Source organism: Nostoc sp. (genome assembly GCF_036919595.1).
In the GTDB taxonomy this organism is placed as follows: Bacteria; Cyanobacteriota; Cyanobacteriia; order Cyanobacteriales; family Nostocaceae; genus Nostoc.
The window spans coordinates 1-16331 of sequence record NZ_JBALCO010000163.1 but is presented as its reverse complement, the minus strand read 5'-3'; the positions used below and the strand labels follow the sequence as shown (position 1 = coordinate 16331).

The 16331-nt window shown below is 40.0% G+C and carries 20 protein-coding genes and 3 pseudogenes; 18 read left to right on the top strand and 5 right to left on the bottom strand.

What is annotated here, in order from left to right; all coding sequences use genetic code 11:
* Window positions 1–257 precede the first annotated feature (257 nt).
* Window positions 258–344: pseudogene (locus V7K21_RS25455) on the top strand (Uma2 family endonuclease); the annotation flags it as partial.
* Window positions 345–388: 44 nt separating this feature from the next.
* Here the strand turns inward: V7K21_RS25455 and V7K21_RS25450 are convergent.
* The 3 genes and pseudogenes from V7K21_RS25450 to V7K21_RS25440 all read right to left on the bottom strand — a co-directional run bounded on the left by V7K21_RS25450 (window position 389) and on the right by V7K21_RS25440 (window position 2629).
* Window positions 389–805 (bottom strand): annotated as a pseudogene (locus tag V7K21_RS25450) (aspartyl protease family protein).
* A 7-nt stretch (window positions 806–812) separates the two neighbouring features.
* On the bottom strand, window positions 813–1013 hold the full coding sequence (locus V7K21_RS25445; protein ID WP_335178154.1) for a hypothetical protein: 201 nt from the start codon (window positions 1011–1013) through the stop codon (window positions 813–815).
* Between the two features lie 311 nt (window positions 1014–1324).
* Window positions 1325–2629, bottom strand: coding sequence for a site-specific integrase (locus tag V7K21_RS25440; protein WP_442948920.1), 1305 nt, complete (start codon window positions 2627–2629; stop codon window positions 1325–1327).
* A gap of 205 nt (window positions 2630–2834) precedes the next feature.
* Between V7K21_RS25440 and V7K21_RS25435 the strand changes: the two are divergent.
* The 13 genes and pseudogenes from V7K21_RS25435 to V7K21_RS25375 form a co-directional block, all read left to right on the top strand.
* Window positions 2835–3026, top strand: a pseudogene (locus V7K21_RS25435) (hypothetical protein); the annotation flags it as partial.
* A 201-nt stretch (window positions 3027–3227) separates the two neighbouring features.
* A complete protein-coding gene (nifK, locus tag V7K21_RS25430) occupies window positions 3228–4763 on the top strand; it encodes a nitrogenase molybdenum-iron protein subunit beta (protein ID WP_335178152.1) in 1536 nt (511 codons plus the stop codon).
* 186 nt (window positions 4764–4949) lie between these two features.
* Entirely contained in the window at window positions 4950–5291 is a 342-nt protein-coding gene (locus V7K21_RS25425) for a Mo-dependent nitrogenase C-terminal domain-containing protein (RefSeq protein ID WP_335178150.1), read from the top strand.
* 88 nt (window positions 5292–5379) lie between these two features.
* Entirely contained in the window at window positions 5380–6786 is a 1407-nt protein-coding gene (gene nifE / locus V7K21_RS25420; RefSeq protein WP_335178147.1) for a nitrogenase iron-molybdenum cofactor biosynthesis protein NifE, read from the top strand.
* Window positions 6786–6944, top strand: a complete 159-nt coding sequence (locus V7K21_RS25415) for a hypothetical protein (protein WP_335178145.1) — start codon at window positions 6786–6788, stop codon at window positions 6942–6944. The genes nifE and V7K21_RS25415 overlap by 1 nt, the downstream gene beginning before the upstream one ends.
* Window positions 6944–8269 (top strand): nitrogenase iron-molybdenum cofactor biosynthesis protein NifN, encoded by a 1326-nt coding sequence (gene nifN, locus V7K21_RS25410; protein ID WP_335178143.1) that lies wholly within the window; start codon window positions 6944–6946, stop codon window positions 8267–8269. The genes V7K21_RS25415 and nifN overlap by 1 nt, the downstream gene beginning before the upstream one ends.
* 65 nt (window positions 8270–8334) lie before the next feature.
* On the top strand, window positions 8335–8748 hold the full coding sequence (gene nifX, locus V7K21_RS25405; protein ID WP_335178141.1) for a nitrogen fixation protein NifX: 414 nt from the start codon (window positions 8335–8337) through the stop codon (window positions 8746–8748).
* Window positions 8745–9221: a NifX-associated nitrogen fixation protein gene (locus tag V7K21_RS25400; RefSeq protein ID WP_335178139.1), complete on the top strand. Its 477-nt coding sequence runs from the start codon at window positions 8745–8747 to the stop codon at window positions 9219–9221. Before nifX ends, V7K21_RS25400 begins: the two co-directional genes overlap by 4 nt.
* Before the next feature lie 228 nt (window positions 9222–9449).
* Window positions 9450–9665 (top strand): CCE_0567 family metalloprotein, encoded by a 216-nt coding sequence (locus V7K21_RS25395; RefSeq protein ID WP_335178137.1) that lies wholly within the window; start codon window positions 9450–9452, stop codon window positions 9663–9665.
* Window positions 9662–9979 (top strand): nitrogenase-stabilizing/protective protein NifW, encoded by a 318-nt coding sequence (nifW, locus tag V7K21_RS25390; RefSeq protein ID WP_335178135.1) that lies wholly within the window; start codon window positions 9662–9664, stop codon window positions 9977–9979. Before V7K21_RS25395 ends, nifW begins: the two co-directional genes overlap by 4 nt.
* Before the next feature lie 10 nt (window positions 9980–9989).
* On the top strand, window positions 9990–10793 hold the full coding sequence (locus V7K21_RS25385) for a HesA/MoeB/ThiF family protein (RefSeq protein WP_335178133.1): 804 nt from the start codon (window positions 9990–9992) through the stop codon (window positions 10791–10793).
* 54 nt (window positions 10794–10847) lie between these two features.
* Window positions 10848–11222, top strand: coding sequence for a HesB/IscA family protein (locus tag V7K21_RS25380; RefSeq protein ID WP_335178131.1), 375 nt, complete (start codon window positions 10848–10850; stop codon window positions 11220–11222).
* Between the two features lie 439 nt (window positions 11223–11661).
* Window positions 11662–11961, top strand: coding sequence for a 2Fe-2S iron-sulfur cluster-binding protein (locus tag V7K21_RS25375; protein ID WP_273768381.1), 300 nt, complete (start codon window positions 11662–11664; stop codon window positions 11959–11961).
* Window positions 11962–12424: 463 nt separating this feature from the next.
* Here V7K21_RS25375 and V7K21_RS25370 read toward each other — a convergent pair whose 3' ends face one another.
* On the bottom strand, window positions 12425–12634 hold the full coding sequence (locus V7K21_RS25370) for a TOBE domain-containing protein (RefSeq protein ID WP_334793115.1): 210 nt from the start codon (window positions 12632–12634) through the stop codon (window positions 12425–12427).
* A gap of 652 nt (window positions 12635–13286) precedes the next feature.
* On the opposite strand from V7K21_RS25370, the gene V7K21_RS25365 reads away from it, so the two are divergent.
* From V7K21_RS25365 to V7K21_RS25355, 3 genes are read left to right on the top strand one after another with little or no spacing between them, the layout of a single operon-like run.
* Window positions 13287–13751: an ankyrin repeat domain-containing protein gene (locus V7K21_RS25365; RefSeq protein WP_335178130.1), complete on the top strand. Its 465-nt coding sequence runs from the start codon at window positions 13287–13289 to the stop codon at window positions 13749–13751.
* Window positions 13738–15024 carry a nitroreductase family protein gene (locus V7K21_RS25360; RefSeq protein WP_335178128.1) on the top strand — a complete coding sequence of 429 codons (1287 nt, stop codon included), beginning with the start codon at window positions 13738–13740 and terminating at the stop codon, window positions 15022–15024. The genes V7K21_RS25365 and V7K21_RS25360 overlap by 14 nt, the downstream gene beginning before the upstream one ends.
* Before the next feature lie 18 nt (window positions 15025–15042).
* Window positions 15043–15417 (top strand): hypothetical protein, encoded by a 375-nt coding sequence (locus V7K21_RS25355; RefSeq protein ID WP_335178126.1) that lies wholly within the window; start codon window positions 15043–15045, stop codon window positions 15415–15417.
* 71 nt (window positions 15418–15488) lie between these two features.
* Here the strand turns inward: V7K21_RS25355 and V7K21_RS25350 are convergent, their stop codons facing one another.
* Window positions 15489–15962, bottom strand: coding sequence for a hydrogenase maturation protease (locus V7K21_RS25350; protein WP_335178124.1), 474 nt, complete (start codon window positions 15960–15962; stop codon window positions 15489–15491).
* Window positions 15963–16060: 98 nt separating this feature from the next.
* On the opposite strand from V7K21_RS25350, the gene V7K21_RS25345 reads away from it, so the two are divergent.
* Complete coding sequence (locus V7K21_RS25345; RefSeq protein WP_335178123.1) at window positions 16061–16255, top strand: GNAT family N-acetyltransferase, cg3035/Rv0428c family; 195 nt, start codon at window positions 16061–16063, stop codon at window positions 16253–16255.
* The last annotated feature ends 76 nt before the right edge of the window (window positions 16256–16331 follow it).

Below are 16331 nucleotides of genomic sequence, written 5' to 3'. Positions count from 1 at the left end.
TCAAAACTCGATTTAGAAGTTCAAAACTCGATTTAGAAGTTCAAAACTCGATTTAGAAGTTCAAAACTCGATTTAGAAGTTCAAAACTCGATTTAGAAGTTCAAAACTCGATTTACGAGTTTAAAACCAGCTGCTAGGGTGCGATGTCGCGCAGCGCAATGTACCAAATCAATCATCGCATAATTATATCACCTCACAACCAAATTTGTAACAAAATAATATTGTTGTCTTATGGCTAATGCGATCGCCTACGACCTATGATTTCTACCATCTCGCGCCGCTACAGCTTGGATGAATATCGTGCGATTAAAGAAAAAGCGGAAGGACGCAGCGAATATCGAGATGTGCGCTTTGCGACAACGCACCCTACATTGGGGATGCGATCGCATTACGACTGTGGACACACATCAAATACCAGTTGTGAGCGATAGAAACACACATCAAATTCCAAAAAGAAGTTCATACGTCCTAGTAACAAAGGCACATCATTAGACAAACTCCACGCAAAAACTAAGCGAACAGGCTAAAATGATCCAATCTGAGCAGATACAAGCAAACCTCTTGCTTCAACGGGAACCAAATTACCTGCCAACGTTACAGAAATCGTCTGTTCTTCCCAAATTGCGCCTAGTTGAACACCAATACTGTATGGCAGAACGTTGACGCTTGCTCCAGTATCTAACAAGCCTGAAACCTCTACTGATGAGCTCCGATAGGTTAATGTTAACGGTAGCTTTGGCAGTGCATCAGGAACACCAAATGTATCGTATCCCTCTGTAAAGGAAAATCTTTGAGGATTAACCATTGTGCATTTACTCGTCCGACTCTAGCAGTTGAGCAAGTTGATGTGCAGCTGTGTGGGAATTAAGTGGCGACCAAATAGGGTAAGTTGCTCCTTGGTCTAATGATGGCTCCTCATCCCTAGATAATTCTGAAACTAGAAACTGCATCACTTTTAGCTTCTCTGCACGAGTTAAATTTCGCAGGGTAGGAAATAGCTCTACGGCGTTCATAATTGTCATGCTGAAGATGAATCAACATTTCTATTTTTCCACAAATTTTATCACGTTGTTGAAAGCTGGAACAATCTGATATAAATTACAGCATAATTACGAATACTCAGTATGAAGAAAATACGGAACAATCTTTAAAATTAATGTTCCTCAAAGAGAAGCTTTACAGTAATCCTGCGATGAAATCATCTATGTATGACTTTGTTTTTTTTGTATGTAGATGCTGTGTAACTACCAAAATTCGCCAACGATACTTTTTCACTTATAAATCATAGCAATTTATATAAAACTGATATAATTTATCAGGAAATTTAACTTTGTTTATAAACCATTTCCATCCTCAACTTCTCTATCTCCAATCTCAACTTTTCATTCTCCATGCTCAACTTTGCATTCTCTTCTCTAATCAACTCAACTTCATTCCTCTTACTCAAAGCTTGATTAATCGCTAACTTCCGCATATCCAGCGAAAACCAACGCTGATAAGTTTGGGTGTGAACCTGCACACTATGCCCCAAATTATCAGCTGCCGCTTTTATTGGTATCCCTAAAATATGCGCTCGAATTGCCCAAGCGTGACGTAAATCATAGGGTTTAAAATCCAATTCTATCTTGCGAAACCACCAACTAACTCTCTGTGTTAACGCCGTTATCTCAGCATGATTAGTATTATCTTTTTTAGCGATCGCACTCCCCAACATCTCTAAATATTTAGGATTTCTCAAATCAAAGTCCGAAATCCATTGCCTATATAATGGTAATGCTTCTCTTTCCCCAGTCTTACAATCCTTATGAACTTTCCATGTCAAATCTGCATTTTCTTGACTTAACCACCAATGAATATCAGGATTAATAAAAAGTTCTCGTGGCCGTAAACCAAAAACTGCTAACATTCCATACGTCCAGCGCCAAAGTTGCCAGCTATCTTTCACATTTTGATTAACTTGATTACTTCTGCTATTGATGTAATCTTCAAAATTGAGATTTCCCTCAGCTATTTCCGCATCTGTAGGTATATTGCGGGAATTATTCTCAGGTATTTTGGAATATTTAGATAAATCGATTTCGATTTTGAATGTCATGCAAAATGCTGATATAGCTCTAACTGCATTGTATTTAGCCCATTCTTTATCGATTTGTTCAATTGAACTTATCAAATTTTCAGCGATCGCTAAATCTTTGGGATTTGTGAATCGCTTAGTTCGGGAAAAGTAATAAAAAAAAGTATGTTCACTTTTAGTAGTCCGTTGATGAGTTTTAAAATACTCTTCTTCAAATTGTTCGAGTAATTCGCCTATTTTTTGAAATTCTTTTTTAATTGCCTCATTACCTAAATATTTATCATTCCATTCAAAAGTTTTACGAGCGATTAACTTCCCTAATTCATAAGCTTCTTCCTCAGCCGTCTTCAGTCCATCCAAGTTAGCAGGAATATTCAAACTGAGATTGTATTGCTTTCTCCCAGTACCATTGCTATCTTTGTCTTCCGGTTTAATTGGTAACGTCGCTCGTAATTGCAGACTTCCATTCGATTCTCTAATTGTCACCTTTGCTTTTGCAGACTTCAAACGCAGATTAACTTTATCTAATTCCAGTAGTACTTTCGTTCTGATCATGCGCTCCTTGTTGCTGTGATTGCAGAGATGAACACAAACACCCTGGCTCAGGACAACATTTAGATGATGCGTGAGTCCTGAACCTGATTATGCATCGCTGTGTTTTTAGCCTATATTTAGCCTAAAAATAAATGTGTTATCAATGAACAATGTTTAGCACAGACATTGCTTAGTGCAAACATTAGGCTGTTGAAAAGAATTGAACCACAAAAAGGATTACTCCGGTCCTTATCACGGTTATGACGGCTTCGCCATCTTCGCACGCGACATGGACTTGGCACTTAACAGCCCAACCTGGGGATTAATTGGCGCTCCTTGGAATGAAAAAGCTAACGCTAAGAAGGCTGTAGCAAAAGCTGAAGCTGAAGCTAAAGTTCAAGTTAAAGCTGCCGTCTAGGGAAATGGGAGCTAGATAAGTAAGGATAGTCTGGGGCTAAAACCCCAGCCGGGAGTTGGGAATCCAAAATTCAAAATTAAAAATGAAAATTAATTTTGGTTTTTGAACTTTGAATTTTGAACCATATTCCCACCTCCCACCGCCGCCTCAAATCCTTATTCCTCGATAAGTAAAGAATTCAGCAAGCTTGGAGATCCGGAAATGCCTCAGAATCCAGAAAAAATTCAAGACCACGTAGAGTTATTCCACCAACCGGAGTACAAACAGCTATTTCAAAACAAAAAGCAGTTTGAAAATGGTCACGAAGCCGAAGAAGTAGAAAGGGTTGCAGAATGGACGAAAAGTTGGGATTATCGTGAAAAGAACTTCGCCCGTGAAGCTTTAACTGTCAACCCTGCTAAAGGTTGCCAACCATTGGGAGCAATCTTTGCTGCTGTTGGTTTTGAAGGCACTCTACCTTTTGTTCAAGGTTCTCAAGGTTGTGTTGCTTACTTCCGCACCCACTTAACCCGTCACTACAAAGAACCATTCTCTGGTGTATCTTCTTCAATGACTGAAGATGCAGCCGTGTTTGGTGGCCTGCAAAACATGATTGACGGGTTGGCGAACTCTTACCAACTCTACAAGCCCAAGATGATTGCTGTCTGCACCACCTGTATGGCAGAAGTAATTGGTGATGACTTGCAGTCTTTCATCAACAACGCTAAGGAAGCTGGTTCAGTTCCTCAAGATTTCCCAGTACCCTACGCTCACACCCCTAGCTTTGTTGGTTCCCACATTACTGGTTACGACAACATGATGAAGGGAATTCTTTCTAACCTGACAGCAGGTCATAAGAAAGAAACCAGCAATGGTAAGATCAACTTCATCCCAGGTTTTGACACCTATGTAGGCAACAACCGCGAAATCAAGCGGATTGCTTCCCTGTTCGGCTTAGACTACACCATTCTAGCCGACAACAGCGACTACCTGGATTCACCTAATACAGGTGAGTTCGATATGTATCCAGGTGGTACAAAGATTGAAGATGCACAAGATTCAATTAATGCTAAAGCTACAATTGCTCTGCAATCACACTCCACTCTCAAGACTCGTGAGTACATTGAAAAAGAGTGGAAGCAACCAACCGCAGTTTGCCGTCCTTGGGGTATTAAGGGTACTGATGAGTTATTGATGAAAATCAGCGAACTTAGTGGTTTACCCATTCCCGAAGAATTGGAAATTGAACGCGGTCGCGCAGTTGATGCCATGACTGACTCCCACTCATGGATTCACGGCAAGCGCTTCGCTATCTACGGTGAACCAGATTTAGTATACTGCGTAGTTGGCTTTATGCTAGAAATGGGTGCTGAACCTGTACATATCTTGGTTAACAACAGCAACGAAGTATTTGAAGCAGAAATGAAAGAACTGCTCGCTTCTAGCCCCTTCGGTAGGAATGCAACTGTTTGGCCTGGTAAAGACTTGTGGCACATGCGTTCTCTAATGTTCACCGAACCTGTAGACTTCCTTGTCGGTAACACTTACGGTAAGTACCTGTGGCGCGACACCAAGATTCCCCTCGTGAGAATCGGCTACCCGATCATGGATCGTCACCACTTACACCGCTACGCCACCATTGGTTACCAAGGTATAATCAACCTCCTCAACTGGACTGTAAATACCCTGTTTGAAGAAATCGATCGCAATACCAACATTCCTTCTAAGACAGATATTTCCTACGATTTGATTCGTTAGAAATTGCGTAGAAACACAACGCGTTAATTAAGGGCGGAAATAATTCGTAATTCGTAATTCGTAATGACGCTCGCGGACTCGCTCTAAGTGAAGCTATGCCGAAGGCTTTACGCTACGCTAACGTAATTCGTAATTCTGAATTATTTCCGCCCTTTTCTTTTTAGCATTTACCCAAGGTATCTATAGATGGAAACCATCAATCACACTCACGAACACGCTCACACTCATCCGAATTACCATCCACCTAACTATAAAAAACCAGGGAAGTTCAACAATCTTCTTAATCCCTTGCGTCGTGTGGTAGATGAAATTCAGGTTAAAAATAATCGCTTCGCTCATCTAATTTGCCAAACAATTCCTTGTTGCTGTCCCTTTGAGCGAGAAATTAAATTATTTGGGCGGTCTATTGATATCCCAGCATTGTGTAAACTCAATCCTTTATATGACGAATTTGTAGGATTGCGTTTCCGTGCTTTATCTTACCTCGCTGATGAATGTGGAGAGGATGTCAAAAAATACATTTGTTAGTCATTAATCATGAGTCATTAGTCATAAGTTATTCAAATAACAAAGGGCAAATGACAAAGAACAACTGCGATCCAGCACGAAAAGAGAGATGAAAATCACCCAAGGCAAAATCAACGAGCTGCTCACTGAGTCAGGATGCGAACATAATCAGCACAAACAATCCGAAAAGAAAAACAAGTCTTGCGCCCAACAGGCACAACCTGGCGCAGCTCAAGGGGGCTGCGCCTTTGATGGTGCAATGATTGCCTTAGTGCCGATCGCAGATGCTGCTCATTTAGTCCATGGCCCGATCGCCTGTGCTGGTAATTCCTGGGGCAGTCGTGGTAGTCTTTCTTCTGGCCCTCAACTCTACAAAATGGGCTTTACCACTGACTTGGGTGAAAATGATGTCATCTTCGGTGGCGAAAAGAAGCTCTATAAAGCGATTCTGGAACTCAAACGCTACCAACCTTCAGCAGTATTCGTCTACGCTACCTGTGTTACTGCCCTAATTGGTGATGATATTGATGCTGTCTGCAAAGCGGCAGCTGAAAAAATCGGTACTCCTGTTATTCCCGTCATTGCACCAGGATTCATTGGCAGTAAAAATCTCGGCAACCGTTTTGGCGGTGAATCTTTGTTGGAATATGTTGTCGGTACAGCAGAACCGGAACAGACAACGCCCTATGATATTAACTTAATCGGTGAATACAATATCGCCGGGGAAATGTGGGGAGTAACACCACTGTTAGAAAAATTAGGCATCCGTATTTTATCTAAAATTACGGGCGATGCTCGCTACAATGAAATTCGCTACGCCCACCGTGCCAAGCTCAACGTCATGATCTGCTCACGAGCGTTGCTCAACATGGCGAGAAAGATGGAGGAGCGTTACAACATCCCCTACATAGAAGAGTCTTTCTACGGCATCGATGATATGAATCGTTGTCTGCGAAATATCGCTGCTAAATTAGGCGACGCTGATTTACAGGAACGCACAGAAAAGCTGATTGCAGAAGAAACGGCTGCTTTAGATTTGGCATTGGCTCCCTATCGCGCTCGACTAAAAGGTAAACGGGTTATTTTATATACAGGTGGTGTTAAGAGTTGGTCGATTATATCCGCTGCTAAAGACTTAGGTATTGAAGTCGTTGCTACCAGTACTAGAAAAAGTACTGAGGAAGATAAAGCGAAAATCAAGAAATTGCTTGGCAACGATGGCATCATGTTGGAGAAGGGCAACGCTAAAGAATTGCTACAAGTGGTTAAAGACACCAAAGCAGATATGCTGATTGCTGGTGGTCGTAACCAATACACCGCTTTGAAAGCTCGAATTCCTTTCCTTGATATCAACCAAGAACGTCACCATCCTTATGCAGGTTATGTGGGGATGATTGAGATGGCGCGGGAATTGTATGAAGCTCTTTATAGCCCAATTTGGGAGCAAATACGTAAACCCGCTCCTTGGGATAGCGAAGCGTTAGCGAGTCTTCGAGCGTCAGAGGAGGTAGTTTAATGGTGGCTGTACCCTCGTTTTTCGGCTCTGACTGGGAACGCATTCCGGGAGATTTTCCCTTCTTTTTAGAGCAGATGAGGCAAAGCCTCACTGTCAGCATTCCCCGGCAGAGCCAGGGAACGAGAAAGTCCACCTTGTGGAATGAGGAGGTATTGTAATGGCGATCGTCACCGTTTCCAATAAATCACTGACAGTTAATCCCCTCAAACAAAGTCAAGCTTTGGGTGCAACCTTAGCCTTTTTGGGATTGAAAGGGACGATGCCTTTATTCCACGGTTCTCAAGGTTGTACTGCTTTCGCCAAAGTTGTCCTGGTGCGGCATTTCCGGGAAGCGATTCCCCTAGCTACAACAGCGATGACGGAAGTTACTACTATCTTGGGTGGCGAAGAGAATGTGGAAGAAGCAATTCTCACTTTGGTAGAAAAGGCTAACCCGGAAATTATTGGTTTATGCACCACGGGATTGACTGAAACCAGAGGGGATGACATTGAGGGCTTTGTTAAAGCAATTCGCGATCGCCATCCAGAATTGAATGATTTAGTGATCGTTTTTGCACCTACCCCAGATTTTAAAGGCGCATTGCAAGATGGCTTTGCTGTTGCTGTGGAAAGCATAGTTAAGGAAATTCCTCAACCAGGTGAACTCAGAACTGAACAAGTCACGATTTTGGCGGGTTCTGCCTTCACACCAGGGGATGTACAAGAAATCAAAGAGATAATCACAGCCTTTGGACTGATGCCTATCTTTGTACCTGACCTTGGGGCTTCCTTAGATGGACACTTAGAGGATGGTTATAGTGCGGTTACAGTCAATGGAACTACCTTAAAACAGCTACGAGAAGTAGGTAGTTCTGCTTTTACCCTAGCATTGGGTGAAAGTATGCGGGATGCTGCAAAGATTCTAGAAGAACGCTTTGGCACACCTTATGAGGTGTTTAGCGAACTGACTGGAATAGAATCGGTAGATGAGTTTATCCAAGCATTAGCGATTCTGAGTGGTAACAGCGTACCCGAAAAATACCGCCGCCAACGCCGTCAGTTGCAAGATGCGATGTTGGACAGTCACTTTTACTTCGGTGCAAAACGAGTTTCCTTAGCGCTAGAACCAGATTTGCTGTGGTCAACAGTGCATTTCCTGCAATCGATGGGAGCGCAGATTCACGCTGCGGTGACTACCACGCGATCGCACTTACTAGAAAAACTCTCGGTTAAAAGCGTCACCATCGGCGATTTGGAAGACTTTGACAGCCTAGCAGACGGCTCTGATTTGCTGATTGGTAACTCGAATGTCAGTGCGATCGCTAAACGGCTTTCGGTTCCTCTTTATCGTCTCGGACTGCCAATTTATGACCGTTTAGGTAATGGTCAGTTTACCAAAGTTGGCTATCGAGGCACGATGGAACTTTTGTTTGGCATAGGCAACTTGTTTTTAGAACAAGAAGAATCATTAGTACAGACGCGATTAATCGCGTCTGTACAATAATCATTCGTCAGTAGTCACTAGTCATTAGCAACTGACAACTAACAATTGACAAAGGACAAAGCACGATGAAAATTGCCTTTACGACAAGTGACGGAGTTCATATTAATACTCACTTTGGAGGGTCAGAAAAAATTGATGTTTATGAAATTTCAAATGAAGGATATCACTTTTTAGAAAGTCTCAAATTTAATTATGAAATTCAAGAAGAGAATAATGAGAGTAAACTCGCGCCGAAAATTGAAGCATTAGGTGATTGCACAATTATTTATGTTTTAGCAATTGGCGGGAGCGCTGCGGCTCGGTTAATCAAGAAAGGTGTTACCCCAGTGAAGGCGCGATCGCAAGAAGACGAAATTAGTAAAGTGCTAAATAAGCTAGTGAAAACCCTCAAAGGTAATCCACCACCTTGGTTGCGTAAAGCTTTACAGCAAAAAACCTCAAGCTTTGCCGATGAAGTTGAAAATGAAGCAACTGTATGACCACAAATAATAGTGTTAATGGAACTGCTACAACTGAAGTCTTGAACTCACCTTTCCTTAAGGTATTAATCAAACAAATTCGTGGTCAAGACAGTTATGGAGTTTATCGTAGTTGGTCGGATGAATTGATTCTCAAACCCTTTATTGTCACCAAACAAAAGAAACGGGAAATCTCCATTGAGGGCGAAGTTGATCCGATAACTCAAGCACGAATTATGGCTTTTTTTCGAGCTGTGGCTGCTGGGATTGAACAGGAAACAGGTTTGATATCCCAGGTTGTAGTTGATTTGAACCATGAAGGATTTGGTTGGGCGTTAGTATTTTCTGGCCGTCTTTTGCTAACTGTGAAAACCTTGCGAGATGCTCAACGCTTTGGCTTTGACTCGCTAGATAAATTGGCAGAAGAGGGAGAAAACTACGTCAAAAAAGGTATTGATTTGGCAAAGCGCTTTCCTGAAGTTGGCAACCTGTAACAATTTTATATTTTGGATTTTGGATTTTGGATTCAAGTTTTAATCACTAGTACACTGTGACGGAAGTTTGCCTACCTTTAACAAACAAAGGGTCTAATCTCCTTGTCGGGTTAATTGAGATGGTAGCTAGATTTCTGCCGTGCTGTACTAATCTCATTACTATTTGATTAAAACAATATCATCCAATCCAAAATTTAAAATCTAAAATCCAATGTGGAGTGGCTGATTGTGCAAGCAGAAGAAACTAGTATTGAGGAACTACAAGGACAAATCAGACGGCTTAACAGCAAAGCAGGTCAAATGAAAATGGATCTGCATGATTTAGCTGAAGGTCTGCCAACAGATTACAAAAAAATTATGGATGTTGCAGCCGCAACTTATGAAATTTATCACAAGTTAGATGAGCTTAAGCAACATTTGAAACAATTGGAGAATGCTAAATGACTGGAACAATTGATGAATTCAATAAGCTCGTAGATGCAGAAGAGTTTTTTCAATTCTTTAATATGTCTTACGACTTAGAAGTTGTAAATGTAAATCGTCTACATATTCTGAAAAAGTTTTCCCAATATATCCAGGAAATAGATGATAGTTCTCCTAACTTAAGTCAAGAAGAGAAATTAAATCAATATTCTTTGGCTTTGCAAAAAGCCTATCAGGTATTTATTGAATCAACACCCCACGAACAAAAGCTGTTCAAAGTGTTTAACGACAAGCCGAAAAATGTAGTCACACTGACAGAAATCACTTCTGATTAGGAGGTATAAATTGGTTAACCTAACGCCTACCGAATTAGAACGCTATCGTCGCCAAATGATGCTTCCGAATTTTGGCGAAACAGCACAGAAGCGCTTGAAGTCAGCGACAGTTCTGGTTACAGGTGTGGGGGGATTAGGTGCTACAGCGGCGCTTTACTTAACAGTAGCGGGCGTTGGGCGGCTAATCCTAGTCCGGGGTGGTGACTTGCGGCTAGATGATATGAATCGTCAGGTTCTGATGACTGATGATTGGGTAGGTAAGCCAAGGGTATTCAAAGCTAAAGAAACTCTGGATGCAATTAATCCTGATGTCCAAGTGGAAACTGTTCATGATTACATCACCCCGGAAAATGTAGATTCATTAGTGCAGTCCGCGGATATGGCTCTTGATTGCGCCCACAATTTTACAGAGCGCAATTTGTTAAATGAAGCCTGTGTGCGCTGGCGTAAGCCAATGGTGGAAGCCGCAATGAATGGAATGGAGGCTTACCTGACGACGATTATTCCTGGTGTGACTCCTTGTTTGTCCTGTCTGTTTCCAGAAAAGCCTGATTGGGATCAGCGCGGCTTTTCAGTTTTAGGCGCTGTTTCTGGGACACTAGCTTGTCTAACGGCGTTAGAGGCGATCAAGCTGATCACCGGGTTTAGTCAGCCTCTATTGTCGCAATTGCTGACAATCGACCTGAATCGGATGGAATTTGCTAAACGCCGTTCTCACCGCGATCGCTCTTGTCCAGTATGCGGTAATAATGCGCCTTGGAGACACGCGCAAGCCAATTCAATGGAACCCACGGGTATTGCACAAAATAGTTGATTTTCGTGCCCACCTGAAATCAGAACAACTAATCGCTACAAATCAGGAGACCTAATGGCCGTTATTTTATCAGAAAAAGCAGAATTACATCTGCAGGCATTGCTCCGAGGTTCCGCACCCAATGCTAATGGCGCAACTAAAGGTGTCCGCATCTCAGTAAAAGATGGTGGTTGCAGTGGCCATGAATATGCAATGGATATCACCAGCAAGCCCCAACCAGATGATTTGGTAAGCCAGCAAGGCAAAGTGCTAGTTTACATTGATGCCAAAAGTGCGTCGTTATTAGAAGGAATTGTGGTTGACTTCGTTGAGGGAGTGATGGAAAGCGGTTTTAAGTTCACTAACCCTAATGCAACTGATAAATGCGGTGGTTGTGGAAAGTCCCTCAAAGCAGGTGACAGTAAGCCTACTGGTGTACCTTGCAGCTAACATCATTCTATTAGCGCCAAGTCAAGGAATTTTGGATTTTGGATTGCCGATTTTGGATTGAAAGAAACCACTCCATAAGAGTTGGGCTTGAGGATTTGAAATTTTGGATAAAAGGATTTGTTCCACCCATACAATGTCAGGGTATGAACCGAAATAAATCTTAATTCTTCAATTCTTTCTTCTATTATCTAAAATTTAAAATCTAAAATTGGCACAGTCAATTGTAGAGGTTTCCCATAGATGCGGTAAGCGAAGCCATGCCGCAGGCTTATCGCCTTGCCTTAAGGTAGCTTCTAGTTCGTGTTGTATCCTTTACCGATATAGAGAAGTCAACTAAGCGTAGTATCTCCGTAAGAAGAAAGGAAGCAAAAAGTAGGATAGGTTGCTCAAAAACTTCGTAAATTAGACCAACTGTATAACATTTGAGGAGAATCGGAAAATGGCTTCCTACCAAGTTAGATTAATCAGCAAAAAAGAAAACCTCGACACCACAATTGAAGTTGACGAAGAAACCACCATCTTGGATGCAGCGCACGACAATGATATTGACTTGCCGGCTTCTTGTCAAGCAGGTTCTTGCTCTAGTTGTGTTGGCAAGGTCGTTGAAGGTGAAATTGATCAAGAAGATCAAAACTTCCTAGATGATGAGCAGATTTCTAAAGGATTCGCTCTACTTTGTGTAACATATCCTCGTTCTAATTGCACAATTAAGACACATCAAGAACCCTATCTTGTCTAAACTATTACTTTGGTTGCTACCTTTGGGAACCAAATAAAAGATGAAGGATGAAGGATGAAAATATACTTCCTTCTTCCCTTCACACTTCCTAATTTATAATTATTAAAATTATTGATAATGCGAGAGCAAGGAATCGTTACCTTCTGTAAAACTCAGGAGGAAACTATCTTTAAACAACTTATATCAATGGTGGTAATACCAGGAACTACTATCACTTTATAACAAAACTCTCTCTAATTAATTATTAAAGTAGGAAACACATTTTTAGCAGTAGATATAGAAAGTATTCGCGCTATTTATATCCACAATATTGATAATTGAATTAATTAACATCTATATAATATCCTCTTGACCTCACTCCTTTCCTAATTAATTCCACGAGTGAGGTCACTCAATTTATCGATATGAATGCAATTTCGTATTATAGATACCGCTTGCAAAAAAAAGGCAACTTGCCTATTTTTTATTCAACAGCAAGCATCACATCTGATGATTTAATCACGGCATAAGCCTGCTTACCTTCTACAAGTCCCAGATTTTCCGCTGATGATTTTGTGATTATTGACACTAACTCTACACCTGATGCCACTTCTAAAGTTATCTCAGTATTAACTGAACCATGTACAATTTTTTTTACAGTGCCTTTAATAGAGTTACGAGCGCTAATTTCCATTTTCTGTCTGTGTTTGACTTCGTACTTAAACAAACTAACATTTTTTTTTAAAAAGAGGAAAAACTTTGATATTTCTTAATAACTGTCAGGAATATAAAGGAAATCTCAGCGTTATATCCTGTTTTATTAAATACAAGATTCAATGGATATATCATATCAAATTTGAGCAAGATAAGACAATAGGTAAAATCCCATTATTAAAGCTAGGTACACTAACGCTATAGTGGACTAGTAACTATTTACGCAAAAGTTATATCTGCTATTACTCTAGATGATGAAATAACATTGTAAAAAATACTGTATCTAAATTGTATTTTAATATTTATCTTAGATATATCTAGGCATCTTTATAAATGATTCATAATTCAAAATTATCATAGTGATAATATATAACTAAGCTAAATTGTTGCTAATCAACTTAGTACTCGACCAATCCAAAATTGCTGGATGAGGGCGGGGAGTAGGGAGTGGTAAAATATTTTTTTGATTTTACTAAACTTTTGAATACCTGAGAAAGTTGCTTAGGTAAACTACTAGACTTCAGCTACTTATATAGCATTTTAAAATAATGGTGGGCAATACCCACCATTAAGTTTTTCAAGCAATTTTATGCTAGTGAATTATTTACATTTCTGACATTTAAAGAACAATCATGAGTCAAGTTAGCAGGCAAGATTTGAGTGAAGCAACAACCCAATGGTTAATAGCAAAAGGCTATAATCCTGGGGATTTAAATCAGCTAGGTGAAAATGGCGATACCGCTTTGATGAAAGCTACAAGAGAGGGAGTTTATGCAGTCGTTAATGAACTGATTAATGCAGGTGTGAATATTAATGCTCTAAATAGCGATCGCAACAATGCTTTGTGGTTTGCTTGTTTTGGCAATCACTACGATTTAATTAATTTGCTGCTGGCTGTCAACATTAACATTGACAATCAAAATGATAACGGTGCAACTGTTTTAATGTATGCAGCATCATCTGGAAAGACAGAAGTCGTAAAGTTACTTTTACCGCATCATCCTAACTTAGATTTAAAAAACTTAGACGACTATAAAGCTATCGATTTTGCCAGCAATGTAGAAGTTTTAAGGATACTTAAAGATGCCACAAAGTAAGATATCTAGCGAAGGCTATCATGACGCTACCAAGCATTCTTACTTATCGGTACAAATTGATCCAAATTATGTAGATGCCTCAACACAGCCATCTTCATTTAAAGTTTATCCCAAATTTTATCGGAGAGTGAAATTAAATCTCAATAATCCTGTTCATTCTTTTATCTCGTTAACCAGTACGATAACCCTGGAAAAAGTGTATAAAGATGGCTCTTATAAATTGCGAGTGAATCCATCAGCAGGCGCTTTGTATCCCACAGAAGTTTACGTACAGGTTCGCGGTATTGAGGGAATAGTAGATGGTATATATCATCTAGAAGTTGAGAATAATTATCTAACACTCATCTATGAATTAATTGATGATGGGTTAGAGAGTTATATTATACCGGGTAAAAGTATCAACGGATTCATCTTTTTAATTAGTTGTGTTTATTATAGGTCTAGCTGGAAATATCAAAACAGGAGCATGAGATATTGCTTGTTAGATAGCGGACACCATTTAGGTGCAATCGCTGCTTCAGCTTTTCTCCACAACCGAGATATACAACTAATTTTTGATTTTGACAAACTCACTCTCAATTCAGATTTGGGATTTGAGAATAAGGAGTTTGTTACTGCTTGTGCGGTGTCAGGAGAACTACAAGACAAGAAAATTAGACACTTAAGGCTGAAAGTTCCTTTTGTCTGCGGTACTGATTATTTTGAATCTAATCAATTTATTGAAGATACCTATCAAGCAACTACTTTACAAAAGAGTCGCCAGCAGAAATTAGAGTATCCTCAATTTGACTTTGACAAGGATAAATTTTATCAAGTTGTTTGGAATAGACGTTCCATTAGACGTTTCCGGAAAGAGTCTATTTCTCAAGAAGATTATTTATATATAGTACAGCAACTTGAGCAGTCAATACCGACAGAAAATTATGAGGAAATAGAAATTTACTCAGTGGTGCATCGAGTAGAGGGAATGACACCTGGGTTATATAAAGGTACGTATGTGGTTAAGACGGGTAATTTTAGTGAAAAGACAGGTTACTTATGCATTAATCAAGCTATTGCTAAAGATGGCGCTGTAACTTTACTTTTTGCGTCAGATTATTTAAATTATCAAACTGCTATGCAAATAGCTGGTTTTATCGGACAGAGACTTTATTTAAGTAGTAATTATTTGGGAATTCAGTGTAGTGGAATAGGTGCTTATTATGATCAGGAAACCCAGGAATTATTAGGAACAAATAAAGATGTACTTTATGGAATGGTAATTGGAATATAAGTAGGAAGCTAAAGAGAGATGCCTAGAAAGATGTATTACTGTAATGGTGATGACTCACATCCTATGCAACCGACATCGGCAGATATTATACTGCGACAGCAATTAGAGGATTCTATTAGTAGATACTTTTATGACGCTTGCGATCGCACCATTCAAAATCTTCTATCTAATTGTCGGTGGTATGTCACAACCCATGCCAATGCTCTAACATTGGTAATTGAATGTCCCGATCAAGTTACTAATTGGCGTATTTTGCAACAAATTGTACCAATGGGGACATTACTCTACGGAGTTGTCAGCAGTGCTAAAATCCGTGTTTGTCCGCCAGAGAGTCAAGGCGTACCTTTTGAAATGAGGGTAGATGAACTTTCTGTTTATCGAGATTGGGCGTGATTCAATTTTAGATTTTGAACTTTGGCTACGTTCAGTCGAACGATTTTGGATTTTAGATTTGGGATTGTTAACTAAAAGTTGATATTCTGTTTGATAAGTGCAGCTACCTCTTCAAAAACCAAATCAGCAGAATGTTTGATAGCAGGACTTAACTCTAGTCCAAAAGCCAGATTTGCTGCTTCAATTAAATAAACTGTCACATCTTCGGGAAAGTCATTTTGAAAGATTTTCCGTCCGGCGGCTAAAGCATTATCCCAGCGAAAATCGTGCAAGTTATAACTAGGTTCTGGCAAAGCTTCCAGTTCTTTTCCTGGAACTTTAAACACAGCACCTGGTTCAGAACCAGTTGAACTTGCATCAATAATTACTAATTGTTTACTACCTCTAGCTTGAAACATTACTTCCATTCCTGCGGTGCCACAGTCATACACTTGCACTTTCGGATGAGGGTTTTCAGCTAGATATTTTTGTAAGCGTTGGGCAATGATTACGCCTACTGCATCATCACTGCGATTTAGATTGCCGCAACCGATAATAGTTAGCATAGAATCAGATTAAGGTTACACAAGCTTTTAGGCTTTTCTTAGTGCCATTCAACTAAGAGTGGTTAAATAAATAGGTAGACATTTCTTGCCAGTTTTAAATGCAGAGAGTAGTTGAAGAAATATCATTAAAAGCATGGCCTGCTTTTGAGACTATTAACCATCGTGGTTGGCTGATACGTTTTGCTGATGGCTACACCAAGCGAGCAAATTCAGTGACAGTTCTGGATGAAATTGGTTTAGACATTGAAGAAAAAATTACTTATTGCGAGTCCCAATCAGAATTTACGCATTGACAAATAAGACAATAAATGTAGTAAGGAAAATCCGAAAAAAGTAGGCGATCGCTAATTAGCAAGGGACTGGAAAGAC

Excerpts from the sequence above, each read along its gene's own strand:
- nifK (WP_335178152.1), top strand. The coding sequence starts at position 3,228 with ATGCCTCAGAATCCAGAAAAAATTCAAGACCACGTAGAGTTATTCCAC.
- V7K21_RS25415 (WP_335178145.1), top strand. The coding sequence starts at position 6,786 with ATGGTGGCTGTACCCTCGTTTTTCGGCTCTGACTGGGAACGCATTCCG.
- V7K21_RS25350 (WP_335178124.1), bottom strand. The coding sequence starts at position 15,962 with ATGCTAACTATTATCGGTTGCGGCAATCTAAATCGCAGTGATGATGCA.
- V7K21_RS25425 (WP_335178150.1), top strand. The coding sequence starts at position 4,950 with ATGGAAACCATCAATCACACTCACGAACACGCTCACACTCATCCGAAT.
- V7K21_RS25380 (WP_335178131.1), top strand. The coding sequence starts at position 10,848 with ATGGCCGTTATTTTATCAGAAAAAGCAGAATTACATCTGCAGGCATTG.
- nifN (WP_335178143.1), top strand. The coding sequence starts at position 6,944 with ATGGCGATCGTCACCGTTTCCAATAAATCACTGACAGTTAATCCCCTC.
- V7K21_RS25360 (WP_335178128.1), top strand. The coding sequence starts at position 13,738 with ATGCCACAAAGTAAGATATCTAGCGAAGGCTATCATGACGCTACCAAG.
- nifE (WP_335178147.1), top strand. The coding sequence starts at position 5,380 with ATGAAAATCACCCAAGGCAAAATCAACGAGCTGCTCACTGAGTCAGGA.
- V7K21_RS25365 (WP_335178130.1), top strand. The coding sequence starts at position 13,287 with ATGAGTCAAGTTAGCAGGCAAGATTTGAGTGAAGCAACAACCCAATGG.
- V7K21_RS25440 (WP_442948920.1), bottom strand. The coding sequence starts at position 2,629 with ATGATCAGAACGAAAGTACTACTGGAATTAGATAAAGTTAATCTGCGT.
- nifW (WP_335178135.1), top strand. The coding sequence starts at position 9,662 with ATGACTGGAACAATTGATGAATTCAATAAGCTCGTAGATGCAGAAGAG.
- V7K21_RS25370 (WP_334793115.1), bottom strand. The coding sequence starts at position 12,634 with ATGGAAATTAGCGCTCGTAACTCTATTAAAGGCACTGTAAAAAAAATT.
- V7K21_RS25400 (WP_335178139.1), top strand. The coding sequence starts at position 8,745 with ATGACCACAAATAATAGTGTTAATGGAACTGCTACAACTGAAGTCTTG.
- V7K21_RS25345 (WP_335178123.1), top strand. The coding sequence starts at position 16,061 with ATGCAGAGAGTAGTTGAAGAAATATCATTAAAAGCATGGCCTGCTTTT.
- V7K21_RS25375 (WP_273768381.1), top strand. The coding sequence starts at position 11,662 with ATGGCTTCCTACCAAGTTAGATTAATCAGCAAAAAAGAAAACCTCGAC.
- nifX (WP_335178141.1), top strand. The coding sequence starts at position 8,335 with ATGAAAATTGCCTTTACGACAAGTGACGGAGTTCATATTAATACTCAC.
- V7K21_RS25355 (WP_335178126.1), top strand. The coding sequence starts at position 15,043 with ATGCCTAGAAAGATGTATTACTGTAATGGTGATGACTCACATCCTATG.
- V7K21_RS25445 (WP_335178154.1), bottom strand. The coding sequence starts at position 1,013 with ATGAACGCCGTAGAGCTATTTCCTACCCTGCGAAATTTAACTCGTGCA.